This is a genomic window from Bradyrhizobium genosp. SA-4 str. CB756 (genome assembly GCF_000473125.1).
Classification (GTDB): domain Bacteria; phylum Pseudomonadota; class Alphaproteobacteria; order Rhizobiales; family Xanthobacteraceae; genus Bradyrhizobium; species Bradyrhizobium arachidis.
Genome location: NZ_KI421499.1, coordinates 2050873 through 2076164 on the forward strand (window position 1 = coordinate 2050873; position 25292 = coordinate 2076164).

Annotated in this window: 21 protein-coding genes and 2 pseudogenes; 12 read left to right on the forward strand and 11 right to left on the reverse strand. The window is 60.4% G+C overall.

The window, feature by feature from the left end; all coding sequences use genetic code 11:
* Nucleotides 1–20 precede the first annotated feature (20 nt).
* The 4 genes from BRAGE_RS0110170 (at nt 21) to BRAGE_RS0110185 (ending at nt 3615) form a co-directional block, all read left to right on the forward strand.
* Complete coding sequence (locus BRAGE_RS0110170; protein ID WP_027563668.1) at nt 21–221, forward strand: DUF2905 domain-containing protein; 201 nt, start codon at nt 21–23, stop codon at nt 219–221.
* Between the two features lie 664 nt (nt 222–885).
* A complete protein-coding gene (locus BRAGE_RS0110175; RefSeq protein ID WP_347336540.1) occupies nt 886–1851 on the forward strand; it encodes a universal stress protein in 966 nt (321 codons plus the stop codon).
* 52 nt (nt 1852–1903) lie between these two features.
* Nucleotides 1904–2341, forward strand: a complete 438-nt coding sequence (locus BRAGE_RS0110180) for an anthrone oxygenase family protein (protein WP_027563670.1) — start codon at nt 1904–1906, stop codon at nt 2339–2341.
* An 86-nt stretch (nt 2342–2427) separates the two neighbouring features.
* The gene (locus BRAGE_RS0110185; protein ID WP_027563671.1) at nt 2428–3615 is read left to right on the forward strand and encodes a hypothetical protein; all 1188 of its coding nucleotides are present in this window, start codon (nt 2428–2430) and stop codon (nt 3613–3615) included.
* Between the two features lie 189 nt (nt 3616–3804).
* On the opposite strand, the gene BRAGE_RS0110190 is transcribed toward BRAGE_RS0110185, so the two are convergent.
* The 4 genes from BRAGE_RS0110190 to BRAGE_RS0110205 all read right to left on the reverse strand — a co-directional run bounded on the left by BRAGE_RS0110190 (nt 3805) and on the right by BRAGE_RS0110205 (nt 7596).
* Entirely contained in the window at nt 3805–4296 is a 492-nt protein-coding gene (locus tag BRAGE_RS0110190; RefSeq protein WP_027563672.1) for an Hsp20/alpha crystallin family protein, read from the reverse strand.
* A gap of 59 nt (nt 4297–4355) precedes the next feature.
* Nucleotides 4356–5009, reverse strand: coding sequence for a BON domain-containing protein (locus BRAGE_RS0110195; protein ID WP_027563673.1), 654 nt, complete (start codon nt 5007–5009; stop codon nt 4356–4358).
* 692 nt (nt 5010–5701) lie between these two features.
* Nucleotides 5702–6319, reverse strand: a complete 618-nt coding sequence (locus BRAGE_RS0110200) for an HdeD family acid-resistance protein (RefSeq protein ID WP_027563674.1) — start codon at nt 6317–6319, stop codon at nt 5702–5704.
* A gap of 263 nt (nt 6320–6582) precedes the next feature.
* Nucleotides 6583–7596, reverse strand: coding sequence for a quinone oxidoreductase family protein (locus tag BRAGE_RS0110205; RefSeq protein ID WP_199820259.1), 1014 nt, complete (start codon nt 7594–7596; stop codon nt 6583–6585).
* Nucleotides 7597–8140: 544 nt separating this feature from the next.
* Between BRAGE_RS0110205 and BRAGE_RS0110210 the strand changes: the two genes are divergently transcribed.
* From BRAGE_RS0110210 to BRAGE_RS0110225, 4 genes are all read left to right on the forward strand, one after another.
* Nucleotides 8141–9259: an AI-2E family transporter gene (locus BRAGE_RS0110210; RefSeq protein ID WP_159073969.1), complete on the forward strand. Its 1119-nt coding sequence runs from the start codon at nt 8141–8143 to the stop codon at nt 9257–9259.
* Between the two features lie 288 nt (nt 9260–9547).
* Nucleotides 9548–10741: an HlyD family secretion protein gene (locus BRAGE_RS0110215; protein ID WP_084334888.1), complete on the forward strand. Its 1194-nt coding sequence runs from the start codon at nt 9548–9550 to the stop codon at nt 10739–10741.
* Nucleotides 10742–10784: 43 nt separating this feature from the next.
* Nucleotides 10785–12287 carry a DHA2 family efflux MFS transporter permease subunit gene (locus BRAGE_RS0110220; protein ID WP_051377790.1) on the forward strand — a complete coding sequence of 501 codons (1503 nt, stop codon included), beginning with the start codon at nt 10785–10787 and terminating at the stop codon, nt 12285–12287.
* Between the two features lie 39 nt (nt 12288–12326).
* Nucleotides 12327–12800 (forward strand): phosphate-starvation-inducible PsiE family protein, encoded by a 474-nt coding sequence (locus BRAGE_RS0110225; protein WP_027563679.1) that lies wholly within the window; start codon nt 12327–12329, stop codon nt 12798–12800.
* 265 nt (nt 12801–13065) lie between these two features.
* Here BRAGE_RS0110225 and BRAGE_RS54405 read toward each other — a convergent pair whose 3' ends face one another.
* From BRAGE_RS54405 to BRAGE_RS54410, 3 genes are all read right to left on the reverse strand, one after another.
* Nucleotides 13066–13488 (reverse strand): hypothetical protein, encoded by a 423-nt coding sequence (locus tag BRAGE_RS54405; RefSeq protein WP_141263322.1) that lies wholly within the window; start codon nt 13486–13488, stop codon nt 13066–13068.
* A gap of 177 nt (nt 13489–13665) precedes the next feature.
* Nucleotides 13666–14529, reverse strand: coding sequence for an SDH family Clp fold serine proteinase (locus BRAGE_RS0110240; RefSeq protein WP_027563681.1), 864 nt, complete (start codon nt 14527–14529; stop codon nt 13666–13668).
* 288 nt (nt 14530–14817) lie between these two features.
* Entirely contained in the window at nt 14818–15045 is a 228-nt protein-coding gene (locus BRAGE_RS54410) for a DUF2188 domain-containing protein (RefSeq protein WP_108914666.1), read from the reverse strand.
* Nucleotides 15046–15571: 526 nt separating this feature from the next.
* Here BRAGE_RS54410 and BRAGE_RS0110250 point away from each other — a divergent pair.
* Together BRAGE_RS0110250 and BRAGE_RS0110255 are read left to right on the forward strand one after the other, a co-directional pair.
* Nucleotides 15572–16255: a dienelactone hydrolase family protein gene (locus BRAGE_RS0110250; protein ID WP_027563682.1), complete on the forward strand. Its 684-nt coding sequence runs from the start codon at nt 15572–15574 to the stop codon at nt 16253–16255.
* A gap of 273 nt (nt 16256–16528) precedes the next feature.
* Nucleotides 16529–17053, forward strand: coding sequence for a DedA family protein (locus BRAGE_RS0110255; protein WP_027563683.1), 525 nt, complete (start codon nt 16529–16531; stop codon nt 17051–17053).
* A gap of 253 nt (nt 17054–17306) precedes the next feature.
* On the opposite strand, the gene BRAGE_RS0110260 is transcribed toward BRAGE_RS0110255, so the two are convergent.
* The 3 genes and pseudogenes from BRAGE_RS0110260 to BRAGE_RS56400 all read right to left on the reverse strand — a co-directional run bounded on the left by BRAGE_RS0110260 (nt 17307) and on the right by BRAGE_RS56400 (nt 19918).
* Entirely contained in the window at nt 17307–18425 is a 1119-nt protein-coding gene (locus BRAGE_RS0110260; protein ID WP_027563684.1) for a site-2 protease family protein, read from the reverse strand.
* 441 nt (nt 18426–18866) lie between these two features.
* Nucleotides 18867–19554 (reverse strand): annotated as a pseudogene (locus BRAGE_RS48285) (HAD family hydrolase).
* A gap of 124 nt (nt 19555–19678) precedes the next feature.
* On the reverse strand, nt 19679–19918 hold the full coding sequence (locus BRAGE_RS56400) for a hypothetical protein (protein WP_027563685.1): 240 nt from the start codon (nt 19916–19918) through the stop codon (nt 19679–19681).
* 846 nt (nt 19919–20764) lie between these two features.
* On the opposite strand from BRAGE_RS56400, the gene BRAGE_RS0110280 reads away from it, so the two are divergent.
* Together BRAGE_RS0110280 and clpB are read left to right on the forward strand one after the other, a co-directional pair.
* On the forward strand, nt 20765–21418 hold the full coding sequence (locus BRAGE_RS0110280) for a hypothetical protein (RefSeq protein WP_027563686.1): 654 nt from the start codon (nt 20765–20767) through the stop codon (nt 21416–21418).
* A 598-nt stretch (nt 21419–22016) separates the two neighbouring features.
* The gene (clpB, locus tag BRAGE_RS0110285; RefSeq protein ID WP_027563687.1) at nt 22017–24656 is read left to right on the forward strand and encodes an ATP-dependent chaperone ClpB; all 2640 of its coding nucleotides are present in this window, start codon (nt 22017–22019) and stop codon (nt 24654–24656) included.
* 401 nt (nt 24657–25057) lie between these two features.
* Here clpB and BRAGE_RS57880 read toward each other — a convergent pair.
* Nucleotides 25058–25216: pseudogene (locus BRAGE_RS57880) on the reverse strand (IS5/IS1182 family transposase); the annotation flags it as partial.
* Nucleotides 25217–25292: the final 76 nt, after the last annotated feature.

A 25292-nucleotide genomic window follows, 5' to 3' on the forward strand; every position in this document is an offset into this window, starting at 1 on the left:
CGGCGCACGGATTGATAGTGATGGCACGTATTCTGATCCTACTAGGCGCGCTGACCCTGGTGGTTGGCCTGCTTTGGCCCTATCTGAGCCAACTCGGATTGGGGCGGCTGCCCGGCGACATTGTCATCGAGCGGGGAAACACGACGTTCTATTTCCCGCTGATGACATGCCTACTTATCAGCGTGGTGTTCAGCCTCGTTCTTTGGGTCGCGAACCGCTGACGCGACCTCGGAGCTACCGCGCAGTATACCGGGCGCCACGCGACACCGGTGCTTGCAGCAGTCGCCTGTGCGTGCGTCGGCGGCGACGCCTCGCGGATTGGCGCGCTGACGACGATCAATTTCCGAATTGTCTTTGTGCAGAATTGCGAGGCGAAACGACACAGGCGGCAAGCGATTTTTGACGGACGCCAATGTGGTTCATTTTCCATGCGGCTAGAGTCAGCGTGGCTGCGGGCTGGCGTCCGGGATCTCGACACACCGGACGTTGATTCGTCACAATCAAGAAGTGGAGGTCTCATGATGAGGAAGACAATGATTGCACTCGCGGTCGGCACGACCGTGATAGTCGGCTCGGTGGTAAGCTCAACCCCGGCCGACGCTCGATGGCATCATGGAGTTCCCGTCGCTCCGATAGTCGGTGGCCTAGCGGCGGGCGCACTCATTGGCGCCGCACTCGCAGCGCCGAGGCCATACTACTATAGCTACGCCTATGAGCCCGTCGATTTCGAGCCGTACTGTCGGGTTAGGCGTGAACGCTTTTGGGACGGTTGGAGGTGGCGGGTTCGCCGGATCGAGGATTGCTACTGACACTCTCGCGTTCGGAAGGCGGTCCGGCAAGGAAGCCTGGCGAGGGTGACGTCAGGTTTCCCCTTGATCTGTCGGAATGAGTATCGGTACGCCGCTATATCGCATCGCTCAAATTGCGGCTCGCCGATTGATCGTCATCAATGCCCGTTGCGCCGTCAGTCTTGAACCTGCGCTCAGGGCTGCATCGCATATTTGCTGGAACGGTTCGATGATCAAGGACATTGTCATCAATCTCGAGCATCAGGTAACCCGCGATCCGGCCTGCGATTTTGCCATTTCGATTGCGGAGATGTTTGGCACCCACCTTGCCGGTGTTGCCTTCGCCTACACCCCTGATTTTCCGGGTTACACCGTGATGGAGCTTCCGCCTGACATCCTGGCCCAGATGGTCGCCCTCAGCGAGAGATCTGCGCTCGCCGCGATCGAACGCTTCGACGCGGCTGCCGCGCGTGGCCTGGCTTCAGTGGAGCACCGGATGCTGAGGACGATAGGAGCGGAGGCGCCCGCGATCTTTGCGGTCCTCGCCCGGCGCTTCGATCTGAGTGTGTTCACACAATCCGAGCCGTCTCGCGCGAACAACGATGACATGATCGAAACGGCGCTGTTCCAATCAGGGCGTCCGCTGATCGTTGTGCCTTACGTCCAGAAGGACGGGTTGAAGCTCGATCGCGTGGTGTGCTGTTGGGATGGCAGCCGTGTGGCGGCGCGCGCCTTCAACGACGCGTTGCCCCTGCTCGCGAAGGCGACGGCTGTAGATCTCTTGATCGTGCTGAACGGGAAGACCAACGCGGAGAACAACGAAGTCCGCGGTGTCGAGATGGCAGCTCACCTCGCGCATCATGACGTCAAGGTCGAGATCGCGACTGTTGCGGCCCCTGACGTCGATGTTACCAATGCCATCCTTTCCTATGTCGCAGATAATTCCGGGACCCTGATCGTAATGGGTGGTTACGGCCACGGGAGGCTGCGCGAAGTCATTCTGGGCGGCGTGACCCGCGATATGATGAAGTCGATGACCGTGCCGGTGTTCATGTCGCATTGAAGGCTGCGATAACCGAAGGGTACGATAACCGCCTGCGCCAGGAGTGCGATCGATGCGGCTCGGTCTTTACGCATTTGCTGTCGCCGCCGCCTTTCTCGGCGCTACGGTTTACATCGGCCTTGTCGAGCAGCCAGCGCGACTCGGGCTCAATACTCGTGCGATGATCGAGGAATGGAAACTGAGCAATCGGCGCGGCACCCTGGTGCTGTCGGCCGTTGCCGTGCTGTCGGCCGCGATCGCTCTTGTACAGTTCAGGCAGAGTGGCGACGTTCGCTGGATCATTGGAGGCACTACGATTCTGGCAAGCTGGCCGTATGCCTATTTTGTAATGATGCCAGTGAACGTCTGGCTGTTCGCCGTTCGACTCGGGAAGCCGGTTTCGCCGCTGCGCAGGCTGATGCGGGACTGGGGGGTCTTGGAATGGGGGCACGCCCTGATCGGATTCGTAGCCTGTAGCGTCTTCGCGTGGGCGCTGGAATTGCCGCCTTGATTGATCGCCGTCAATGTCGGAGTGCCGAGCTTCGGTCAAGGTCTCTCATGCTACAGGTGAACGAAGGTTCCGCCGGCGAGGGCCCGATGCTACATATCGATATTCCGACGTTGGAGGAGTTCAAGGCGCTGGCGCAGATCAAGGGCGAGACCTGCGTTTCCCTGTATCTGCCGACATCCCCCTTGGGGAGTAACGCCCCGCTTAATCGTACTGCGTTCAAGGACTTGGCCAGGGACGCGCTATCTCAGCTCAGGGAAGGCGGTGTCGACAACAGCAAGATCGTTGCCTTCGAGGGGCAGTTCGATCACCTCGCGGGCGTAGAGCACAATGTCCAGGATGAAGACAAGATCAGAAGGCTCCAGCGCCGATGGCCGGATCCGGTCGATTCGTTCTGGCATTACCTGTCTACTGGACTGGCGGTGCTCGCCACGTCCTCCAAACTGCGAACGTTCCGCCTGCCGGATTCGCCAAAGCCACTCGCCGAAGTCGCGGACCGCTTCCATCTAACGCCGCTGATCCGCGCGATGACGTCGCCGCACGATATCTTCGTGCTTGCACTGGCGGAGGAGAGCGTTCGGCTGATTCACGCCTTCGCCAATTTTCCGCCAGAACGGCTGCAGGTTCCTGGCCTGCCCAAGAACGCGGAGGAAGCGACCCGGCGGCCGTCCTTTCACGTACGCGCCCCGCGCCGCAGACTGCAGAACCTCGAAGGCGAAAAGGTCCTGCTGCACCAGTATGTCAGGAAAGTCGAGCAGGCCATCCGCAGCCTGCTTGCGGGTCGCAATGCGCCACCTCTGGCTCTTGCGGCGGAGGAGCCTCTCGCGTCGATGTTCCGGTCCGTTACTACGTATTCAAGGCTGGTCGACGAGACGATCGAAGGAAACCCTGGCCGGAAGACGGATGCCGAACTGGGAGATACAGCGATTCCGATTCTCGACCGTCTCTATTTCCGCGAACTGAGAGCGGTGATCGCGCGCTACGACGAGCTCAAGCCCCGACGTGCAACCACTGACGTTTCCTATGCGGCGCATGCTGCGACTGCGGGTGCCATCGACCAGCTCGTCGTCGATCTTGATGCAGTTGTGCCCGGCCTCGTCAGCGACTTCGATGGCAGCGTGACATATTCAGCTTTTGATGATGCCGAAACTTACAGCGTCGTCGACGAAGTCGCGCGGCGGGCGCTGTCCACGGGCGCCAGAGTCATGGGCGCCAAGCAGCATGAACTACCAAACCGGGCTCCACTCACCGCCATACTCCGCTACGAATTCCATTGAAGCACGCAGCCATGGTGGTGTGTGCGCGCCTTCGGCATTTTCGATCAGCTTGGTTTGGTGGTTCCGAGAAGCGACAGCAATTTCTGCGGGGATGAGGGAGTGAGGCGCCGCGATGAGCTGTCGGCGATCGTATGCGGACGCATGGGTCGAGGAGGAGGCGGCTACCTACGCGTCCCGCTGCCGCCCGGCTCAGGCGGCTTTCTTGGCCTCCGCCTGCGAGGCGTCCTTGACCTCGATCTTCTTCGGAATGGACTTGGCCGGTTTCGGTATTGTGACCTTGAGGACGCCGTTGGACATGGCTGCCTGGACGCTGGACGGATCAATGCCGGGAGGCAACTGTAGCACACGCATGAACATACCGTAGATGCGCTCGCTGTGCTGCACGTTCTTGTCTTTCTGATTTTCCTCGACCTTTTTCTCGCCCCGGATCGTGAGGGTATCATCCTCGATCAATATTTCGACGTCCTTGCGTTCAAGGCCGGGCATCTCGGCGGTGACCTCAACGGCCTCGTCGGTCTCGGTGATTTCGATGTTGGGGGTGAGCGACTTCGTGCCGTCGTTTGGGGCTATTGCTTGCACGAACTCGTTGAACAGCCTATCGATCTCCCGATGCAGGCCGAACAGCCCGAAATCCGGTCGCATTGGCGCGCTGCTCTCACGAAATGGAACCAATGACCTCATGGCATTCTCCTTTTTGCCTCGAAGACTTCAACTAGCGTGCGGATAATAGGCCGCGGCCGTCATGGACTGACCACGATCCGGTCTTCGACACGGGTGATGCCCGGTGCCGACCATGCGACACGCTCGGCTTCCTCGCGTTCGATCCACGAGCGAACGGTGCCTTTCAGGATCACCTCGCTGCCGTGGGTTTCGACGGTGATGCGATTGGCATCGACCTCCGCATTCCGCTTGAACGCCTCTTGGATCCTGCGCTGAATGTCGGTGGGCTCGACCTTGGGCTTCAGTGAGATGACGTTAGTCACGCCCTTGACCCCTTTTACCTTTCGCACGGCATTTTCGGCCGTGGTTTTCTGATATTGCCATTCCACCGTACCTTCGAGGGTCAGCCAGCCGTCTTTAACGATGACCTTGATATTTTCGTACGAAATGGGCAGTTGAGCCTTCAGACTGGCAATCGCATCGCGCGCGATGTCCGGATCGGGTCTTTGATCGATCGACGGCAGGCGGACCTCGATGTCATTCGCGACGGCATGCACGCCCGCGACGCGCTTCGCCGCGCGCTCGGCTTCCAGCCGGTCACTGTAACTTCTGGTGAATCCAGCCAGTGTGACCACGCCATCCTTCACTGAGATGGCGATGTCCTCGGCATCAAGATCGGGATCCCAGTTTAACTCTTCGCGGACGTCGCGTTCTATTTCACGGTCGGATCTCATGATTGGCTCCTGGTCTGTACAAAGCGGATTGTGGGATCGGCGGGTCATCACGCTACCGATCAACGCCAATCTTAGAAGGTGTCACACGTCCAGCCATGATGCTCATCAACTTTCGCAGCGGGTTTCGCGGTGCGGCGCTGTTACTGCGATATGATGAGGCTGACGTAGTAACCGCTTTGCAGCATTGACCGAGTTGATGATTGCTGTGAGCGGTTGGTTCAAATCGAGAGTGAGCGCAGCGACCATCTGGCAGGCGGCCGAGAGGCGCGCGATATGTAGCGGTTCGCTGCTCAAAGTTTCAATGCTGAGGCCAGGTTGCGGGCGCTCGAGAGTCTCCGCCACGAGCGCGTCCTGTTTGCCTCCGCCAATTCGATCTGCAACGCCCAGGAGCGGCGATCGGCGATCGCAGAGCGAAAGTTGATTGTTCTTCGCTACCCGCCCTTGCCGGAGAGATTGTGCCGGTCACCAATGCCGTTTTCGGGCAGACTTGGATTTGGCCCGTCGCTCAGGAACGCCAACACGGGCGAGGGGTATCCAGGCGGGAGGATCGCTTGCCGGAAACGTTTGGATCAGGCTCATCAGGACGAGTTCGTCCTCAACCGCGGTCGTTTCAATTTCACGGGCGGGCTGGGCTTTGGCCCGGCTCTTGTGACTTTGATGGCTCGATCGTCGTGGCGTCATCTCAGGTCCGCCTAGGCAGCCGTGCTCACGGCCGTAGGATTGGTCCCCTGCTGCTGCCGCGCTCGAAGTCGGAACGAGAATACGATCAGGGCGATGCCAAAGGCGATGGCGTACGCGCCCATCCACCAAGTCAGGACGAGAGCTCCGATTAATGGCGCGAAGAAAAGCAGCGTGCCATATGCGAGCGACAGAACGCCACTCAAGACCAGCCACCACCGGCCATGCTCCAGGTTGAGGCGAAAACCCGCAACCGTCATCAACCCGCCGGTGACGATCGCCCATGAGGCAACCAGTAACACGAAGGCAAGGACGGTAAGGCCCGGCCAGAGGAGGGCTCCGATGCCCACGGCGATATTGACCAGCCCTTCGAAGATCAGAAATCCCCAGCGGCCCCTGCGGCGCATCGCGCGGACCGCCGAGACGATCCCGGCCACGCCATCGACAAGCATGTACGCGGAGAACAGGAGCACCAGCGACAGCATTGTCGGGCCGGGAAAGATCAATGCGAGACATCCGAAGGTGATGCCGAGAATGCCTCGCACCAGGAACAGCCACCAGGTTGGAGCGAGCGCTGCCGTGGCAGCATCGGTTTGGGCGTCCGAGGGGCCAGTGAACGTCGTGCTGGTCATGACATGCTCCCGCGATCTGGCTTCGATTGACGTTTGGTGATGCTTAGCGCGTGCCGGATGACGGGCGCATTGACGGCCGTCAAAATTGTTTCCGTCCACCGTTGGGCCGTATCGATCTTCGCGGGTGACCGCTCAGATATGGACGAACTGCAGAGTTCCGATCGGCCAATTCTGATCTATTGGCTGACGCGATCGCGGGTACGTGGAAATTGTCTCCTGTCGGCGGGCTTGGGCGCGTGATCGCCGAGACAGACCTCTCGCCATTACGAAGCGTGGATCGCTAAGATAATTTTGCCGACTACATGACCCTCGGCCAGACGTTCGTGCGCCTTGTGGGCGTGCGCCAAGGGATAGCATTCCGTGATCGGAACTTTGAGTTTAGCTTCGTGGACCGCCGCGTTGAGGCGTTCGAACTCGCGAACGCCGGAAATGCCGTCATAGCGGATCAATTCCGTGCCGCGCCGCTTCTTTGGGGCCGGCTCGATGCCGTTCGGGTGCGCCAGCCGGCCGCCGGGCCGCAGCACGTTCAGGCATTTCTCCAGCGCATCTCCACCGACGAGCGCCAGGATGGCGTCGACGCCGTCGGGCGCGACGCGGCGCGCTTGGTCGTCGATGTCGATGCGCTTGCCGTCGACCACGACATGCGCGCCCATCTCCCGCACGAGTTCCACGCCTTCTTGGCTTGATGCTGTTGCGAACACCCGGGCGCCGCGAAGTCTTGCGAATTGCACGGCAAGCGTTCCGACACCGCCGGAAGCGCCGTGAATGATGATGGTCTCGCCCTTCTTCAGCTTCAGTGTGTCGTCAATCCCCTGCAGTGCCGTCAATCCCGTAATCGGGATCGCGCCAGCATGTCGCAGGTCAAGCCGTCTTGGGATTGGCGCGACCTTGTCGGCAGGCACGGCGACGTATTCGGCGTAGAACCCGCCTTTCGGGTTCTCCCAATTGTAGGAATAGACCTCGTCGCCGACTTTCAACCGTCGCACCCGCGAGCCGACAGCCGCGACGATTCCGGAACCGTCGTAGCCAAGTACCAATGGAAAATGCGGCTTTCGGGGCGCATAAAACCCTTCTCGGACGTCGGCATCCCACCGGCCAACGCCGGCGGTGTCGACAGCAATCATGACTTCGTCAGGGTCCAGCGGCGGCACCGCTAAAGCATGACCAGTGATCACCTCCGGTCCGCCGAAGCGCTCGATGGCCGCCGCAAACATGGTGCGGGGGACGTGCATCGTGTGATGCCGAAAAAGCGAAGCATTGCGGGGACGATCGAGCATGGTGGCTATCTCGCATGGGCTTTCCGCCTGCATGGACGAAATTGCCGGCAGCGACGCTGACGTCGGTCAATTTCGGAAAGCAAATGCGAGGGCGACAGTCCTCCTGCGCCGCCCTGTTGTTCCGCCGCGTGGACTAACCTTGATGGCCTTCAATCGCGGGTTCGGGGTAGGAACGCGCCCGAAATTCGTGCGCGATGAGCAGAGGAAATGGCGAGATAAGAATCCGGATGGTCGTGCTGCATAGCAGTAATTCGTGGAAGCTGTGCCTGGCCACGTCCTCATGAGTTCGGGTTCGAAAGATTTGACTAGGCCATCAACAACAAGGGCGGCCGAGACCACACTGGAGCAGATAACCTCAGCTCCGCGGCCAGACCATTTGATGGCTGTCAATTCGATCTGGGTTATTTGAAAACTGCGCTCGCGAAAGAAGCTCGGCACGGAACGGCGCATCGGCATCGGCAAGTTGATGTCCATCAACGTGGGGAAGTGACTAGCCATGTAGCCTGCGAGCAAACGGGTCGGTGCCAGCACGATGGGGCCCCCAATGCCGCGCCACGACTTCGTGCGAAGCGACGACGGAAGCGGATTTCGCACACTGGAAGAACCTCCGCCGCAGTTTGAATCGCACATGCGGGCGACGATCCAGGCCGCTATCGCAGTCGCAGTGATGTTGCTTGCGCTTTGGGTCGCGCGCGATTTCCTCGTTGCAATGATCTGGGCAGGCGTAATTGCCATCACCACATGGCCGTTCTACGTTAGATTTGCGCAGCTGATCTCTGGCCGTCCCTCATCATTACTAGCATCGTCGCTGTTTACTTGCATAATCGGCCTCGTTCTTCTCATACCCATTGTCTTGACCGTGCGTCAGGTCGCCCAGGGGAGCGATGCTTTTGTGCACGTGCTCAATAGCCTGCGCGAGAGCGGAGTTGTTGTTCCGGCCTGGCTTGCGCAGCTGCCGATCGCCGGCGAATACCTGGATCTCTGGTGGCGGGCCAACCTCAGCAATCCTGAGTCTCTCAAGGAATGGCTTCGCGGCGTAAACATCGAAAATCTGACTAGCTGGACCGGCACGCTCGGCGGCGCACTGCTACATCGTCTCTTCCTCTTCGCCATTACGCTGATTGCGCTTTCCTTGATGCTGCGCGACGGAATATGGCTGGCGGACCGGTCGGTCGTCACCGCTCGGCGGCTGCTCGGCAATCCCGGCACTCGCCTGATCGGCAAGATCGCCGCCGCAACCCGCGCGACCGTGAACGGAACGATCGCAGCGGCTATTGTGAAGGGCGCTGTCGTCGGTATTGCCTACGTCGTGATGGGCGTGCCGCATCCGCTGCTATTTTCAGCGATGACAATTGTATTGGCGATGGTGCCGCTCGGCGCCTGGGTCGTGCTTGCGGCGGCTTCTCTGACTTTGGTTGTTCAAGACGGCATCTTGCTGGTGCCTGTCGGACTGTTTGTCTTTGGCGCGGCGGTGCTGCTGATCGGCGACAATTTCATTCAGCCGGTTCTTATCGGAGGTAGCGCTGAGCTGCCCTTCCTGCTCGTGCTGATCGGAATTCTCGGCGGGATGCAGTCGTTTGGATTAGTCGGCCTCTTTCTTGGTCCGGTAATCATGGCGGCGCTCCTGACCGTATGGCGCGAATGGATCGGCATTCGGGAGTGACGGTCGGGGTGATCGTCACGATGTCCTCCTGCTTCTCTCGTCGTTTATCGAGGGAAAAAAACGGACCGCGCGGCTTTCGCCGGCGGTCCAAGTCTCGGGAGGAACGCCCACGGAGGGCAAGCGACGTGGGGGTCGCCAAATTCAATTCGCAAATCGAACGGCCTCATGCATTGACAAGGCGCAATTCTCTGCCTGCATTTTTGTATTTCGCGAGTGGCTGACGCCCATCAAGGTGCCGACGACCAATTGACGCAACATTGCGACCACCGGGACGGCGAGTATCGGGCCATGCCAGATAGCGGCTTCGAAGCATTTACGAAAAGTGGCGAACCCAACACGGCTCGCGCACTCCCGAGGCGTTCTCCTAACCTGGATCGGGAACTTCACGGCTCGACGGAGAAGCCTGCCGCAGAAGGCGCGCCGGTGCCGTCGCGAAGCCGCTGGCGCCGACCGCTGCTGGCCCTCGGTCCGATCACGCTGGTTGCCGGCGCGCTCGCGCTTTATCTGATGACCGGCCGCTACGTGTCGGAGGAAGACGTTTATGTTCAGGCGGTGAGCGCGTCGATCAGCGCGCAGATCTCGGGCCAGGTCATCGGCATCCCGGCAAAGTCGAACGCGCCGGTGAAGAAAGGCGACCCGCTCTTCAACATCGATACGGAGACATATCGGCTTGCGCTAGGCAACGCCGAAGCGCAGCTCGGCATTGCACGCGACCAGGCGCACACGCTGATCGAGACTTACCGCGCACGCCAGAAGCAGATCGATGAGGCAAGGGCCACGGTCGACTACACGCAGGCCAATTATGAACGCCAGCAGCAGCTCTACAACACTGGCGCCGCGCCTCGGGCGACACTTGATGCCGCAATCCGCGACTTTCAGGCGGCAAAGGCCAATCTGGCTAGCCTGGAGCGGGAGGCAGCGGCGGCGCTCGCCCAGATCGGCGGCAACCTGGATTTGCCGGTCGACCAGCAATCCACGGTCAGACAGGCGCAGGCAGCCGTCGATCTCGCCGCGCGCAACCTGCGACTCACCTCCATCGTCGCACCATTCGACGGCATTCCGCACAACGTCGAGAGCATCGCGATAGGCGTGTTCTTGAATGCCGGACAAGCGGCGTTTCCGCTGGTAGCGACGCGCGATCTCTATCTCGAAGCCAATATCAAGGAGACGGATCTCACCTATGTGAGGGAAGGAAATCCGGCGCGGGTCATCGTCGACGCCTATCCGGACACCCCGATTGCAGCGCGGGTAACGTCGCTGGCGCCGGCGAGTGGATCGGTCTTCGCACTATTGCCGCCGCAAAATGCCACAGGCAACTGGGTGAAAGTCGTGCAGCGCATTCCGGTTCGCCTTTTTTTCGATCAACCCGCGAACCACCCGCCACTGCGCGCAGGCATGAGTGTCAAGATCTCGATCGATACCGGCCACCAGCGATCGCTGCGCGAGTTGTGGCGTGACCTCACCGCGATTTTCGGGGCCTGACGTGGCGAGCAGAGCCGTAGAGAGCAGCATCGTGAACCGCGGAATGATCACAGCAACCGTGATGCTTGCGACTCTAATGCAGGCGCTTGATACGACGATAGCCAATGTCGCGTTGCCATATATGCAGGGCAGCCTGTCGGCAACGAGCGACCAAATCAACTGGGTCCTGACCTCCTATATCGTCGCGGCGGCGATCGTTACGCCGGCGACGGGCTGGCTCGAAGCAAGGCTCGGCCGCAAGCCATTATTCCTGACGGCGGTGATCGGCTTCATTGTGACCTCGATGCTCTGTGGGGCGGCCGTGTCGCTAGGACAGATGGTCGTCTTTCGACTGCTTCAGGGTATCTTTGGCGCGCCGCTGGTGCCGCTCTCGCAATCCGTGTTGCTCGACGCCTATCCGCCGGAGCAGCAGGGACAGGCGACGGCGATATTCGGCCTCGGCGTGATGTTGGGCCCCATTCTCGGACCGACACTCGGCGGCTGGTTGACCGACTCCTATAGCTGGCGCTGGGTGTTTTATGTCAACCTGCCAGTTGGCGTGCTGTGTGCGCTTGGCATTTTGCTGTTTCTCGGACGGCGCACCGAGCGGCCCCTTGCGCGGCGGCTCGATTGGCTCGGATTTGCGTCGCTCAGCCTGGGCATTGGCGCATTGCAGCTTTTTCTGGACCGGGGCGAGCGCCTCGACTGGTTTTCCTCTCCCGAGATTCAGTTGGAAGCCGCGCTTTTCGTGCTTGGCTTCTATCTCTTTACGGTCCACTCCCTGTCGACGGCCGATCCTTTCATTGATCTTGCGCTGTTCCGCGACCGGAATTTTGTCGTCGGGCTCATCCTGATTTTCATCGTCGGTGTCGTGCTGCTGGCGACGCTGTCGATGCTGACGCCCTATCTTGAAAAGCTCATGAACTATCCAGTGTTGACGGCGGGCCTCGTACTCGCGCCACGCGGTGTCGGGACCATGGTCGCGATGTTGTTGGTCGGGCAACTCATCCGGCATATCGACGGGCGCATCTTGATCGCGACTGGTTTCGGACTGACGGCGCTATCGCTCTATTTCATGACCGGCTTTACTCCCGATGTATCGCAGGGCACGCTGGTCCGCACTGGTCTGCTGCAGGGTTTCGGCCTCGGATTCGTCTTCGTGCCGCTCGGCACGGTGGCGTTCGGAACCCTTCCGCCAGCGTTGCGCACCCAGGGAACCGGGCTCTTCAATTTGATGCGAAATATCGGGGCGAGCATCGGCATTTCCCTGATGAGCTATCTGCTTGTGCGAAATTCAGCCACCACCCAGGCTGAACTGGTCGAGCACATTACCCTCTACCGGCAGGTGATACGCGACCATGCCCAGCATTTCGGTCTCGTAACCGTTCAGGGGCGGGCCGCTCTTACCCAACTCGTTTCAGCACAGGCAGAAGCTGTCGCGTTCATCGACAATTTCAAGCTGATGATGTTCGTATCCTTGCTGGCGATTCCGCTGGTAATATTGATACAACGTCCACGCCGAGCGCCTGGGAAAGAGAGTCCGCCAGGAAGGCTTGTAGAAGCGTGAGACGCCGGAAGCGTGAGACGCGGCGTGTCGGAGGCCCTAATGTCGATCAAGCATGAGTTGAGGGATGCGAGAGAACGATTGGGGCTGCTGTCGCTGTATCAACGCTTCGAGTACGTCGTCGTCATGTTTCTCACGGCGTTGATCGCCGTCATCGTTGTCGCCGCGCTGTGGACGCTGACCTTGAAGATTTTGTTTGGCCTGGTTCTCGCTGGAGGATTCGATCCATCTGACTACTCAGCGTTTCAGGCTGCATTCGGCATGATCTTGACGGTGATCATTGCACTCGAGTTCAAGAAAACGCTTCTGGTGGTTGCTGAGCGCCGTGATACTGTTGTCCAGATACGCTCGGTCGTGATGATCGCGTTATTGGCTATCTGCCGGAAGGTCATCATCCTCGATCTCACAGAGACGGACGCGCTGCACATCTTGTCATTGGCGGCGGCAATCGTCGCGCTCGGCGTTATCTACTGGCTGATAGGTCGTCGCGATCCGGCGGAGGAGGAGATGGCCTGACGATAGGGAGTACGAGGCGCTATCAACTGCTGTCGAAAACCGGAAATTGTTGGAGCGCACTACGCCCGACGGTTGCGTGAGCCCGATTTTCCTGCCGCGGCACGATTCATCCACGGAACGAGAGCGACGATCGTCAAGGCGACCGCCGCTGGCGATGGCAACGAGAAATGGGATTTGACAGTCAAATCACCTCCGTTGCTGCCGGAGACGCGCCATGCCATGCACGGCGCGTCTCCGGTATCATCCGAAGAGCTAGCTGGGATCGTTACCGCGAAGGCCGATCCGAGGTATTGGTGGTCGATCCGCCGGTATTCGATCCCGTGGTGCTCGAATCCGTCGTGGAACTGTCCATGACGATCTGCGTGACGAGCTTGTTGTCGGGATCGATCAGCACGATCCGGTCCGGCAGTTTGACGAAAAGAAGGTTCTTCGTCTCGGGAACCTGATCGCTAACGCTACCTGGCACCGACTGCGCTGACATGGAATCGGGAACTTTATTGCCAACCTTCGGTTGCTCGCCGGACGGCGCGGGCTGTGATGGCGAAGACGCGAGTCCCTGGCTGACAGCCTGTTGCTGACTCGCCGTCAAACTGGGGTGAACGTCGCCAGACGCCCGCTGGGCGGCGGCGAAGCTTACGCTACCAAGAAGCGCAACGGCGATCGCGCCTCCGCGAATTAGTTGGTGCATGATCGTCTCCTGAATAGACTGAGGGATTCGGATCAACCGAGGCGGTCGAGGATGTCACGACACTCGAGCCGCTTGGTGATCAGGCATTTATACATGTGACAAGGCCGGGCACGTTGACTGCCGTCAAGATCACACTTGAGAATTGATAGAACGAGTTGATTGTCCGACTTGGATGCGTTACGGAACCCGCGGCCATCCGAACGCATCCATCTTCGGTCCTCCCGATCCGCGCCGCTCGACCGGCAGGTAATCCACGCCGCCGCCGCTTTGCATTCGGACGGGTTGCGGATAGAGCTTGAGCAGCTCGAGGACGTTGTGCGGCATGTCGGTGCTCACGGGCAAGCCGAGCGACGTCGCGACGGAGGCCCATATCGGATAGTCGTGGGTCCATGTGCCGGAGGTTAGGGTGTCTGCGACGGCATCGGCTTTCTCCGCGGATAGTCGACGGGTCAGCAGCTCGCATGCGGCCTGTTTGACCTGGGTGATCGCCTTGCGGCCGACGTCGGCCATGATCAGCGTCCGGTCTTCGACCTTTGCAATCGGCTTGTCTGCCAAGACCTTGATCAGCGAGGCGGCCGGTGAGTCCCCGAGTTGCGGATCGATCGGGCCCAGCACGGAATGCTTGCTCATGACGATTTCGTCGGCGGCGAGTGCGATCAGTGTACCGCCCGACATGGCGTGGTGGGGCACAAAGACGGTGACCTTCGCCTTGTGCTCCCGTACCGCTTTGGCGATCTGCAGTGCGGCCAGGACGAGTCCGCCCGGAGTATGAAGCACGACGTCAATCGGCACATCGGCGTCCGTCATCTGGATGGCGCGCATGACGTCCTCGGAATCGTTGATATCGATGTAGCGCGCAAGCGGAAAGCCGAGAAACCGCATCGTTTCCTGCCGGTGCACCAGCAGGATCACCCGGGACTGTCGCTCGCGCTCGATCTGCGAAATCTTGCGCACCCGCAAGGCTTCGAGAACGTGCTGCCGCAGCATCGGCTGGAGCGCTGAGAATATGAAGAACATCCAGACAATATCGCCTATCGACATGGTGTCCTCCTCAGCAGGCCGAACGCCGGTTGGTCGTAACGGCTAGGGCATAGGGCAAAATGCGGCTTCGCGTGCAGAGCATAGAGATGTCATCTTCACCGGAAGCTCGCGCCGGGAACATTGAGCGCCGTCGTGCCGTGCACCATGATCGTTGTCAATATTTCGTGGCTCAGGGCGGCGCAAATTGACCTTCCTGTTACATTTCAATTGATGCCTCTCCAAACAGAGGCGCTACCATTTTTCGTAGGCCGACCGTCAAGGCCTGACCGACGATGGCCGAGCAGCGGCTCACGAACCAAACAATCTGGCGAGCCATCCCCTAGCGAAATTGGTGCAATTCGTTCTTCCATCAGGGAGATGAACGACGAGCCTGGTTCCCAATTCCCGCGCAACCGGTCGCGCGGCAAGTTCGGCGTTTTCCCTGGTCGGATAGTGACCGAGCTCGCACCCCTTGTCGTCGCGAACGACCCAGTCGTCGAAATTATCATCCGGAACAACGTAGATGGTCGCAACCATATGGAGAACTCCGCGCCACGTGCCAAGATACTGCAATGTCGAAGAGGGCACCGTGATAAAAATCAATTTCGTGCCCGTGTGAAAAAAATGCGAAACTGATGGCAGGAGAAGGCCGATCCGTCCGTCGAGTTTCCGATCGCCGCGGGAAAGGCCATTTTCGGAGTCTTCCGCGCGATGCTTATGGAATTCTCGTTGCAAGAGGGTTGATTGCGGGCTTCGCAGTCAGTTCGCGTTCTCCTCCTTGCACCCGAACCAGTTCTGGCTGATCTGCAACGGGTGCCGGCTCAGTTTTGTGATCATACTCTGCCGAGAGGCGAGAAGATCATCCCTCCATTGACGGACGTCATGGTCGGGCGAGACCTTGTTGGGCAAAGTTCTTTCAAAAGCTTGCTGCGAACAAAGCTGCGAACCAAAGTGCGCTGCTCGCGATCAGTGCCTATTCGCAAGGCAGGCGGCGTTTTCATTCGAAGCGGGTAGGCGGGAGAGATAGCGGTCGCCGCAGCGCGCTCCAGGAAGGAAAGTGACGATGCGCAATCCTGCTGCTCTAGCGATTGAAGATCAGTTGGTAACCATCCCAGCGGCCTCGCAATCGCTCTTCGGCAAGCTGACGGTGCCGCTAGAATCCAGCTGCCTTATTCTCTTCGCGCAAGGTAGCAGCAGTGGCCTTAGCAATCCTCGCAATCGCTACCTGGATCGCTATGTGGAGCGTCTGCTAAACGAGTCCAATCTTGCGACTCTCATTGTTGATTTGCTGACGGTCGAGGAGCAAGAAATAGACCTACGCACGAAAAGGTTGCGGCTCAACATTGCGCTGCTCGCCGAACGGCTAATTGGTGTGGCCGACTGGTTCGCGCAATACCCGGATACGAAGGGCCTACGGCTCGGCTATTTCGGAACTGACACCGGCATAGCGGCAGCATTGGAAGCGGCGGCCGCACGTTCCGATCAAGTTGGTGCGATCACGTCGCGAGGAGGCCGTCCCGATCTCGCCGGTGCTGCCTTGGTGCGCGTCAGCGCACCGACGCTGCTCATAGTAGGCGGAAACGACCTTGAGGCGGTTAAGCCGAACCGGGAAGCGTTCAAGCAGCTGAAATGCGAAAAGCAGTTCGCCCTCGTGCCCGGCGCAACACGTTTCTTCGAAGAGCCCGTTGCGCTGGACGAAGTGGCAGCGCTAGCGCGTCGATGGTATTGCAGACACCTCGTTGGGTGAACTCGATCCGCCAAGAGGCGGCAAGGGATCGATTGAACTAGCGTTTCGGAGCCGCTGCGTGAAGCCTGGACGCGAAATTTCTAGAGAGGGGGTTCTCGCAGGCCGCTGACGTCGGGAATGTCAAGACCAAGTTACCGACAACTCGTCAGCGAGTTCAGCCAAGTCGCACAAAGCGAGGCGGGCCGCATGCGGAGCGATTTGTCAGCCTAGATAACTGCTATCCCCTTAACACCTTCTCATATTTCTGTAGATGCTTGGTTGATGTGAATGCCGATGGAATCTTACGCACAGCAAATCATCGATTTCGTGCGTCAGAACGAGGCCTGGGCACCGCCGATTGTTTTCGTGCTCGCTTTCGGTGAGTCGCTAGCGTTCATCTCGATATTGGTTCCGGCTTGGGCTGCGTTGATCGCGATTGGCGGGCTGGTCGGCGTGAGCGAGATCGAGTTCTGGCCGATCTGGGTCGCCGCCTCGATGGGCGCGGGCCTCGGCGATTGGGTATCCTACTGGATCGGCTTGAAACTGGGGAAGGCCATCTACCACAGGTGGCCTTTCTCCCGGCATCCGCATCTCATTTCGAAGGGGGAGTCCTTCGTAAAGGAATGGGGCGTGTCCGGCGTCTTCATCGGTCGCTTCTTCGGCCCATTGCGCGCAGTCGTTCCACTTGTCGCCGGCATCTTCGCGATGCCCTATTGGCCCTTTCAGGTCGCCAATTTCGCTTCGGCATTCCTGTGGGCAGCCGTGGTCCTGCAAATTGGCAAATTCGGTTCGGAGGCCCTGACTTGGCTCTGGGAGTAGACGACACCAATTACGGTGCTCAAGAGTGCTGCAATGGAGAAATTCACTGCGAGAAATTCTGCTCTGCTTAAGAGCCACCTGAGTATTGCGATTTGTCATTCTGACACCGGGCGTTGCGAACGCCCATGGCTCGAATGAAATAATCGGGAATATATTCAAGGTCGCGAGCCCCAAATGCAGCCTCGCAAAGATCAAGATCAACGGCAGCAAAGGGTTATCGAAGCCGACAACTTCGGTGGATAGCCCGGTTCGTTCAGGCTGCCGCGAGCCGGTGGCCGCTGCTAAGTCGGTATCCAGGCGGCATGGCGCCCGCGATCATCAGCATTTCGCCTAGCGTTTCGGAACTCACAAGTCCAACCAGCCGGTCCGCACCATCAAGGACGCCGACAGCGGGCGCACCTTTTTCCTGCAGGAGTTTGAGTGCGTCTTCCAGCGTGCAGCGACGGTTGCAGGTCGGGAAAGGCGACAATGTCACGTCCTTTATCCGGGCCTCGGGGCCGAGCTCTTTCAGGGCGCCGATCAGGTCGGCGCGGGACAGCATGCCGAGCGGTCGCTGCGCATGATCGACGATCGGGAATTCACGCTGGCTCGTGCGCAGCAGGAGCTCGACCGCCTCGTCGAGGCGCGATTCCGGCGTGAGCATTGCGAATTGCGTCATCGTCGCGGCGTCGACCGGCACGCCTTGCGACAAGGAGCGCAGGCCGATCATATGGGCCTCCGCGGAGGCCGCCAGATAAACGAAGATCGCGATGAAGATCAGCATCGGGCTTCCGAACAGACCGATAAAGCCGAGCGCGAACGCGACCCATTGACCGATCATTGCAGCGATCTCGGTGGCACGCACGAAGCCGAGCCACGCTGAGAGGAGCGCGCGCAGGATGCGTCCGCCATCCATCGGAAAGGCGGGGACCAGGTTGAAGAGCGCGAGGAACAGATTCACCGATGCGAGCCGGTCGACCATCGAGACCTTGGCGCTCTCGACCGCCGCGAGCGCGCCGCCGTCCGGTGTCGCGCTCGTGACGAGGACGAGACCGAACGCGATCACGACATTGACCAGCGGGCCCGCGATCGCGATGAGAAATTCCTCAAGCGGCTTTTCCGGAATGCGCTCCAGCCGCGCGACGCCGCCGATTGGAAGCAAGATGACATCGGGTGTCAGAACGCAGAAGGCGCGCGCCGTCAGGATGTGGCCGAACTCATGCGCCAGCACGCATAGGAACAGAAGCATCATGAACAGAAGGCTGCTCCAGGCCGCATTGGCCCCGCCCGAGACGTAACTCGCGCCGAAAATCCAGGCGAGGAAGAGGATGAACGTGATGTGGATTCGGACGGCTGTTCCAGCGATGGAACCGAGCTTCAGGGACCAAGACATGGCTTTCCTCGCACCGGTCGAGCTTCGGGGCACAGGTAGGATGAAGCGGCTGTCCTGCTGCCGCACTGACAAACCGCAAGCCCAACGGTGTCAATCCGTTTGCATATTTCGGGGTCCGATCCCCGGCCCAGGGTCATACCTTGCAGGCCGAACACTCTAAGAATCTCGAAATTCTCCCAATGCCCGTGATCACGGGAGAGTCGGAGTTGTCTCGTGCGCGCCTCGATCGCCACTTCGTGACAAGAGCGGCCCTCTCATTAAAGGCGGCTCTCGTGAGCAGGCCGGAGGAGGTGACGTCGTTAGACATCTGAGACGTTCACACGCGACTCATGCACTGACGACAAGGACTAAGCGAGCCAGAGGTCTTTCCAAAAAAGCTGTTGTGCGAACGAGAGTTCCTCTCAACGCGGCTGATTGCGCCTGCAAAATGAGATTCCGCGGCTATGCCAAGGAAGGTGCGTGAGGTATCTTGAGCGTGGCCGCGTCGCTGCGCGTGCAGGCCGGATCATCGTAAACGCGGATTGCACCGGATTGCCTCAACTCGTCTTGCCCATAGCCGCCGCTCAAAAGACCGACACCCAGGGCCCGGCATCGTATTGCCGCCAGCATGTCCCAGACGCTATCGCCGACAACCACTGCTGTTTCGATAGGTGCTTCCAGTCGGGCGGCGGCCGCGAGAAACAGGTCCGGATCGGGTTTGGCATATTTGACCTGAGCGCGTCACCACCGGGATCCTGTCTGGATCGACGCAGAGCGCGGCCAGATTGACGGCTGCGGTTTCGATGCGGCCGCTGGTCGCAATCGTCCACGGAATACCGGCCTCCGACAACCACGACAGCAATTCTCGCGCTCCCGGCAGGGGCCGGATGTATCTGGCCTGCTGACGGTACGCGGCGGCGTGGCCCGCGCGCAGCCGTTCCGCGCGCTCATCGCTAATCTCGAACCCGGTCTCGCGCAGAAGCTGGTCGGTGAACAAGCCGCCGCTCATGCCGATCTTGCGATGGATGCGCCACACCGATAGTTCAATACCTTCAGCGTCAAGTGCGTGCTTCCAGGCAAGGACGTGTTGGTACACGCTGTCCACCAGCGTTCCATCAAGGTCAAATATAAAGACGGGCTCAATACGCATCGACGTCTCCCTGTTCGATAGCATTGTCATCTGCAGTGACTGAGCATCTTCGATTTGGCGGTGCCAGCGAGCGGCAATCCCCGGCCTTGGCGATCAACCGCCGTTCAGGCAGCGAAGACAAAGGTCAACCACAGCGCAACTGCTCCGACCAGATAACGATTTTGCTGATGGTATTGCTGGCGACGGCGCCGAGAATGGCCACCGCCGCATCCGACGTGCTCAGGGTATCGGGTGAGAGGCGCGCGATGCACCCACGGCTCGCTTGACGTCGACGCCGGCCCCGTTCGAGGCCGATCAACAGCCCGATGCCGAGCGCGACCGCGAGACGGGAGATCAGCTCTTGGAGGTCCTTGGACGGGTCCATGTCCAGACTGTTCTAGGCGCGATCGGGTCCCAGTTTCAGATCAAGCAAAAGGATCAGGCGCTGGCTCGTCAGCCAAGCGCGGAGCACCTATGCGACCATTGCGCCGCTCGGCAATGACTGCCAGCGTTCGATCGGGTATCCCTGGTTGCAAGAGTGCAAAATCCATCATTTACCGAAATCTAGCGGCTCCGGCCTCGCGAGCACCTTGACTGACGTCAGCTTTCTTGAGGATTTTCAGCGGCCAATATCTTTGTCGGCCGCTCGGTGCAGCACATCGCGATGTGGATCGTGCGCCCGCAAGCAGGGTAAACGTCTTGCCACACAATCCGATGCAATTCCCATTCAACCGGCGTGCCTAGCGACAGCTACTGGCCTGTCAAGGTGTGTGAGCGAGGACGACTGCAAGGCAGAGATAAGTGGCGAAACGCAGCATGAAAACGGCGCAGCGCGAGCGGTGGCGCAAGTTGTCGGATGCGCGGGCGAGGGCCGCGGGTCGCGGCCGTCTCAAGCCAGGCTCGCGCGGCCGCCGATTCTTCCGTATCGAGATAGCGCCGACGCGCCGGTTCGTCACGTTCTGTCACCCCTCTCAAGATCGGTCGCTCCACTACGCTAACTCGATCGGAGGCGTTGCTGGGTGTCAGTCATTCTTTGAATCAAGACTCCGGCGCCGGCGACAGTCGCTGCTAGGATTCGGTAAACTGTCGAGGCTCCTTCGAGAGATGTATTGCGCATCTAGATGGCCATGGTGCCGGAAGGACGGGTTGACTCACTCGAAAGAGAGAGGCTTAATCATGATGGATCATGCGCGCCAGGCGACGTGTTCCTCCATCGATGACATGACGCCCGATGATGCTGCACAGCGCTGAGATGCGGTGGTTCTTCGTGGGTCCCGCGCCGGAATGGGTTCTGGAGTGGTTCGACGCCGGAGAAGGACGGCTACCGGAGCGGCTGGAAAAGCTAAGGACCGATTCCTACTTGGTCTTCTTCGGGTCCTCGAGCGTCGGGGTGAAGTTGCGCGAAGCGCCTGGGAAAGGTCATCTCAGTTTCGAGATCAAGGCGCTGCGATCAGCACCTAGAATTGTCGAGCCTCGCCCGGGCATCCTGGGAAAGGCGGATGCGTGGGTGAAATGGTCCGTCGAGTTGCCCCTGGCGGAGGATCTTCGGCAGAGCATGCGGGAGGGATCGCGCTGGATCGACGTCGAGAAAAAGCGTTGGCTACTCAAGTATGAGTTCAAGGCTGACGCTGCACCGAAAGAGGTCTTGAAGGAGGCGAGGCCCGACGAGGGATGCAACGTGGAGTTAACGGAACTGGTGGTGGTGGGAGGCCATTGGTGGACGATTGGATTCGAAGCGTTTGGTCCGCCGGGAAGGGTCGACCGCCATCTGCTGGCAAGTCTTGAGACGTTCTTTTCTGGCTCCAGGGCGAAGACTCCGTGCCCGCTCTTGGACGCAAATTCGCTGTCGTACCCGAGTTGGTTCACCAACATCGGCGTCGGTTGAATTACACGCGTGGCAGGCGGGGCCCCCGGCCAGCGATCCCGACGTTGTAGGGATGGGATATCTCGGTGTTGCGCCAAGCGGCACCATCCACGAGGGTGGTGTGAGGAGCACGGCTGGATGCCGGCCCGATCGGCACGCACGCGACCGCGCCTTCATCATTGCCCGTCGCGATCCGTCGCTGAGGCAGCATTGCTGGCCCGGCGCCCCTTTTTCGCGGATGAGTTCCTTAACAAATCCGCCTTTGGAGACAACTGCGCCTGTTGCGCAAGGTCGACCTGAGGGGCTGGCTAGGCAAGCCGCTTGCGAAGGGTGAGCATGGTAACCGGAAGACGCGAGAAACGGCCGCCACCAGCCAGATTTCCCGTATTCAATACCGCCCCCAAATGGTCCCGCCTTCCCGAGACTGGCATTGGAGACTTAGCTCGATTGCGGGGCCGTCGGAGAGCGACACCGCTGCGGCCGGGGGCGCGCCCGGCTATACCAAATGAGGTCGACGACCACCGGCTAGTTGACCGATATCAACGCGGCCGGGCGGAAATTCAATAATGATATTAGGGAGCGCCTTCGGGCTTGAGCGGCGAGCTGAAGGAAGCAACCGATGAATATCGAGAAATACACTGAGCGTTCGCGCGGCTTCATCCAGTCGGCGCAGTCGCTTGCCATGCGCGACGGCCACCAGCAGTTCTCGACACTGCATCTGCTGAAAGTGCTGCTGGACGACAATGAGGGACTGGCGAGCGGCCTGATTGACCGCGCCGGGGGCAACTCCCGCGCCATCCTTAAAGCGACTGAGGAGGCGCTGAACAAGCTGCCAAAAGTTTCGGGCAGCGGTGCCGGACAGGTCTATCTCGCGCCGGAACTGGCGCGCACCTTCGATGCCGCCGAGAAGGCGGCCGAAAAGGCCGGCGACAGCTTTGTCACTGTCGAGCGGCTGCTGCTGGGTCTGGCACTCGACAAGAACAGTGAAGCCGGCGCCATCCTGAATAAGGGCGGCGTGACCGCGCAGAATCTCAATTCGGCGATCGAGGCCCTGCGCAAGGGCCGCACCGCGGATTCCGCCACGGCCGAGAACGCCTATGATGCGCTGAAGAAATATGCCCGCGACCTGACGCAAGCCGCGCGCGACGGCAAGCTCGATCCGGTGATCGGCCGTGACGAGGAAATCCGCCGCACCATCCAGGTTCTCTCCCGTCGCACCAAGAACAATCCGGTGCTGATCGGCGAGCCCGGCGTCGGCAAGACCGCCATCGTCGAGGGTCTCGCGCTGCGCATCGTCAATGGCGACGTGCCCGAAAGCCTCAAGGACAAGAAATTGCTCGCGCTCGACATGGGCGCACTGATTGCCGGCGCGAAATATCGCGGCGAGTTCGAGGAGCGGCTGAAGTCCGTGCTGCAGGAAGTGACCTCCGCGGAAGGCGGCATCATCCTGTTCATCGACGAGATGCACACGCTGATCGGCGCAGGCAAGGCCGACGGCGCTATGGATGCGTCGAACCTGCTCAAGCCCGCGCTGGCGCGCGGCGAATTGCATTGCATCGGCGCCACCACGCTCGACGAATATCAGAAGCATGTCGAGAAGGATGCGGCGCTAGCGCGGCGTTTCCAGCCGATCTATGTCGGCGAGCCCACCGTCGAGGACACCATCTCCATCCTGCGCGGCTTGAAGGACAAATACGAGCAGCACCACGGCGTGCGCATCGCCGATTCCGCGCTGGTGGCAGCCGCGACGCTCTCGAACCGCTACATCACCGACCGCTTCCTGCCCGACAAGGCCATCGATCTGATGGACGAGGCCGCGGCGCGGCTGAAGATGCAGGTCGATTCCAAGCCGGAAGAACTGGATTCGCTCGACCGCGAGATCATCCGTCTCAAGATAGAGCAGGAGGCGCTGAAGAAGGAAAGCGATCCGGGCTCCAAGAGCCGGCTGCGGACGCTGGAAAAGGAGCTCGCCGATCTCGAGGAGAAGTCGGCGGCGCTGACGGCGCGCTGGAACAAGGAGAAGAACAAGCTCTCAGATGCGGCGAAACTGAAGAGCGAGCTCGATGCCTTGCGCATTGAACTCGCTAACGCGCAGCGTCGCGGCGAATTCCAGCGCGCGGGGGAGCTTGCCTATGGCAAGATCCCCGAGGTGGAGAAGAAGTTGGCCGAGATCGAGGAGAACGAGGCGCCCGGCGAGATGATGGAGGAGGCGGTCACCGCCAACCACATCGCGCAAGTGGTCTCGCGCTGGACCGGTGTTCCTGTCGACAAGATGCTGGAAGGCGAAAAGGACAAGCTCCTCAAGATGGAGGAGGCACTCGGCAAGCGCGTTGTCGGCCAGGCCGAAGCCGTGCGTGCGGTGGCAACCGCCGTGCGACGTTCGCGCGCAGGCTTGCAAGACCCGAACCGGCCTACCGGCTCGTTCATGTTCCTGGGGCCGACCGGCGTCGGCAAGACTGAGCTGACCAAGGCGCTCGCGGAATATCTCTTCAACGACGAGACCGCGATGGTCCGCCTCGACATGTCCGAATACATGGAGAAGCACTCGGTCTCCCGTCTGATCGGCGCGCCTCCGGGCTATGTCGGCTATGACGAGGGCGGCGCGCTCACCGAAGCGGTGCGGCGGCGGCCCTACCAGGTCGTGCTGTTCGACGAGATCGAGAAGGCGCATCCGGACGTGTTCAACGTGCTGCTGCAGGTGCTCGACGATGGCCGCCTGACTGACGGCCAGGGCCGCACCGTCGACTTCCGCAACACGCTGATCATCATGACCTCGAACCTCGGTTCGGAGTTTCTGGTGAACCAGCCGGAGGGCGACGATACGTCGGCCGTACGCGATCAGGTGATGGGGATGGTGCGCTCGCACTTCCGCCCCGAATTTCTCAACCGCGTCGACGAGATCATCCTGTTCCACCGCCTGCAGAAGAGCGAGATGGGCCGGATCGTCGAGATCCAGTTCGCGCGGCTGCAGAAGCTGCTCGAAGACCGCAAGATCGCGCTGACGCTCGATGCCTCCGCACGCGACTGGCTCGCCGACAAGGGCTGGGATCCCGCCTATGGCGCCCGCCCCCTGAAGCGGGTGATCCAGCGCAGCGTGCAGGATCCGCTCGCCGAGATGATTTTGGCCGGCGAGGTGAAGGACGGCGACAGCGTTGCAATCTCGTCTGAGGGCAATGTGCTGACCTTCAACGGCAAGGCGGCGCAGACCGCCGAGGTAGCCCAGTTCGAGGCGCCGCAGGCCAGGCGCAAGCTGCATTAAAGGGGAATGACGTCGTGCTGATCGACGACGCCTCATAGCCGGCCAGCCATGTGTACGGGCGATTAAGCTGAGTATCCCGCCGGGACAGAAGCGAGTGTAGATGTGGGGGAGGCGGAACCCGGGGAGGGTGCCCGGGTTCCTAGCCCGCCGGAACAGCATCCTTCCCTCTCGGGACCGCTCGGCATGGCCGCCCTGTTAGTTCACAAGCCGGCTGAACGGTCGGTGAACTATTGCACTTAGGAACTAAGAACGCACGAGCAATGGGTTCGGAAAATCGGGGAGCAACTATCATCCGCCTGCGGTGGCCGGCCTTGCGACGTAAGGGATTTCCGCCAGCCGCCAAGTCGACTTCACCCCGGTCATCACAGAAGTACGTTTTTGAGGCCGCGCCATCTCGGCGCGGCTATGAACACGTTCTGGGGGAGCAAGGCGCTGAGGAGACCCGAACACAGCCGATGATCATGTGCCTCACCGAGCGTGAGCGCGAGATGGACCGGCAGCCCGTTGGTGTCCACCACCGCGTGTATCCTGCTCGCGAGGCCTCCTCGCGCGCGACCCATAATCAGGGGCACCAAGCCAACCCACTTGCATGAAGGTGCTTTTTGATGCTGACTGCTTGGGCTAATCTATCGTACT